The sequence below is a fragment of the Escherichia sp. TW14182 genome (genome assembly GCF_000208525.1).
Lineage (GTDB): Bacteria > Pseudomonadota > Gammaproteobacteria > Enterobacterales > Enterobacteriaceae > Escherichia > Escherichia ruysiae.
The window spans coordinates 1-2,795 of the sequence record NZ_AEJZ01000373.1; the positions used below are offsets into that span (position 1 = coordinate 1).

Sequence of the window (2,795 nt, forward strand, 5' to 3'; positions counted from 1 at the left end):
GTGATGTTATCTTCCACATCAGCAACCGAAAGAAACAGCATAACTGTAATGCAGAGTACCCTGTTGACCAAGGAAGAGGGAGGTACGCTTCACCCCAAACAACAGTTAGTCAGTGCTGGTCGTGCTTTCGTGTACAACGGTGCAAATCAGTTCACTTACAGGTTAAATAAAAAACAACAGATGGCACTGACAAATGCGCAGGCAAAGAATCGTGCGCAGGGGAATACGTACACGAATCCGCAGAATGACAATTATCTGTTGAGTTTGCGACTGGATTATGAATAAGGAGAAAACAGTGAACAGAAACAGAGCGCATGGAGTGTTATTCAACGTCCTGCTATCAACAATGCTTTTGTTGTCTGTACCCGGATATTCCTCCGAACTTTTATTTACGGGTAATTTAGTGGACAGTCCTTGTCAGATTGATCCATCAACATCTTCACAGGAGGTGACGTTTATGGATACAGCGTCCCGCATTTATCATATCTGGCCGGGGAAAAGCTATGAAGAGAAGTTCCGGATAAGGCTGATTAACTGCCAACTTAATACAATGTGGAAGATGGTTGAGTTAACCTTCAGAGGCGATGAAGAGCCTGAATTACCCGGATATCTGAGAGTCAATGGGATAAACAGGGGGAAGTTAGGAATAGGGATTATTGATACTGATGGTATCAGCCTTCTGAAATTGAATCAGGTTCATAATGGCGGGCAGGGAGATAAAGTGGATAAGGAAAGTGTGGTTCTGGATTTTAAAGCCTTTGTTCAGGCAACATCAGAAGCCATTGCAAATAAAGGAGTACAACCGGGAGATTACAACTCCACTGTAACATTTGAGCTTTTATATAAGTGATAAAACATAACAGACAAGAAGAATAATACCCATTTTTTCTCGAAGTGGTTAAGATATCTACCCTCAAAAATATCCGGGGGGGGTATCCAGCATCAATGGCATGTGTGTTATTCCAACCAGCATACTCGGGTAATTAACAGAGTATCACTTCCTGCATTTTGAGTGACACACATAAATAAAAGAAAGCCACTGGCAGGTTGCCAGAAATCAACGGTAACAAAAGTCTTAACAGAGTTAATACAGGAAATCTACTGAATAAAAAGGCAGAAGTACAAATGAATGCATTAACAGGGGGGGGCATGATATTTAAAAGGATAATTACCAAATTGATAGTATCCAGTCTGTTGTTTACATCAATACCGGCACTTGCGGTGGATATACCGATAAATATCACAGGAATAATACAAATCCCCCCCTGCCAGATTAATCAGGGAAGACCGATTGAGGTCTCTTTTGGAGATGTGTTAATAGTTGATGTCGAAAATAAACAGAACTGGAAAAAAGTCAGTATTCCTGTCACGTGTAGTTATACGCAGGGGATACCTTATGTAAAGGTAACCGGAACAATGTTAAAGAACCATAGAAATATACTGGCAACGAATGTTGAAAATTTCGGTATAGCCCTGTATCAGGGGGACGGTACCATCACAAAGCTGCTTATAGGAGACGGTAAACATAACGGGCAGGATTCAATCGGTTATCCTGTAGAGGCCGGATTAACAGGACAGGAAAGCGGAACATTTACATTTACGGCCATCCCTTATAAAGAAGGCAATAAAGAACTACCTGCCAGTGCATTCTCAGCGTCAGCAAATATGAGTATCAGCTATTTCTAGCTTTTGTTCTGCTGCAGTACTGCAGCAGACTTTTCGGCAGTTCCTGGCCTGCCTCTGGTGAAAAACATGTATTTTGGTTCATTTTACGTCTTCCCCGGATAGTTTTGTCTCCGTAAGTTCCTGGTGCCTCACCAGTTTTTTCGAGGCTTTCTGCCGTCTCACCGTTTGCCAAAGGAGAATTTATTGTGAGAATCTTTTTTCTATCTTTATGCCTGCTGTTCTGTGGATTTGTGCAAGCAGGTGATCTACGATACTGTAATATGTTGTGGGGCAATGATTACAAGCCCGTGGTTGACCCGCTATTCTTTAATATTGAAACTAATGCCCCCATCGTTACCCCTTTGAAGATTCATGCCGGAGGGGTCAGTACAGTAGTGGATACCAGAGCTAACCTTTTTGCCACAGGTGTCCTTATTTGGGGATATGACCGATACTGGTTTCAGTTTCCTGATGGTTGGTTTACAGATCCATCAGGATTAAGGATGAGAATAACCAGCACATATGACGATGCTAAGGTACAAATTGCCGGTGTCAGAACTGTTGTTACTCCTCAAAAGCGTCATACATGGGGAGTTGTAGGATGTTCCTGGCCAGGAGATAAATGGACATTTTCCAAAGACACCTGGGATAGATTTCAACTGGAGATAGACAAGACAACAGCATTTCCTGGTGTGCATACAGTTCAATTACCAATAAAATCTGCTTTTGAAGAGAATAAAGGTGATTATGATGGTCATGCCGGTGGTGGGTGGAAAACATATCCTAGTCTGATGGCTTCGATGCCGTCAATTGATACAAGCGGTGTAAAAATAGAGATAAGAGCTTCCTGCTCTATTTCTTCTCCAAGCATTGATGTTGACATGAAAACAATCAATGCTCAGGATGCCATTGCTGGTGTCAAAAAAGATGTAGCTGCCAGAATAACATGTTCCGCTCCTGCCAATGTTCAGCTTGAAATAACGGGGAGTGATTATGTTGATGGTGTTAAAAATAAAGTTAATTGTGGGAGTGGTACCTGTACACTGAATTTCCCCTCCGGAAAGCCTGATGAAAAACTGACGTTTAATCAAGCAGATACTCAAACGATAAAAATTGAGACCCTGTTCAAG

General features: G+C 41.9%; 4 protein-coding genes. All 4 read left to right on the top strand.

Annotated features, from left to right (window positions below; genetic code table 11):
* A partial coding sequence (locus EQY_RS0121960; RefSeq protein WP_000324042.1) for a pilus-assembly fibrillin subunit occupies positions 1–285 on the top strand: 285 nt, incomplete at its 5' end.
* A 10-nt stretch (positions 286–295) separates the two neighbouring features.
* Positions 296–850, top strand: coding sequence for a fimbrial protein (locus EQY_RS0121965; RefSeq protein ID WP_024212704.1), 555 nt, complete (start codon positions 296–298; stop codon positions 848–850).
* A 275-nt stretch (positions 851–1,125) separates the two neighbouring features.
* A complete protein-coding gene (locus EQY_RS0121970; protein ID WP_000993134.1) occupies positions 1,126–1,686 on the top strand; it encodes a fimbrial protein in 561 nt (186 codons plus the stop codon).
* A 185-nt stretch (positions 1,687–1,871) separates the two neighbouring features.
* A partial coding sequence (locus EQY_RS0121975; RefSeq protein ID WP_138984133.1) for a hypothetical protein occupies positions 1,872–2,795 on the top strand: 924 nt, incomplete at its 3' end.

Coding starts and splice junctions, on each gene's coding strand:
- EQY_RS0121970 (WP_000993134.1), top strand. CDS start 1,126: ATGAATGCATTAACAGGGGGGGGCATGATATTTAAAAGGATAATTACC.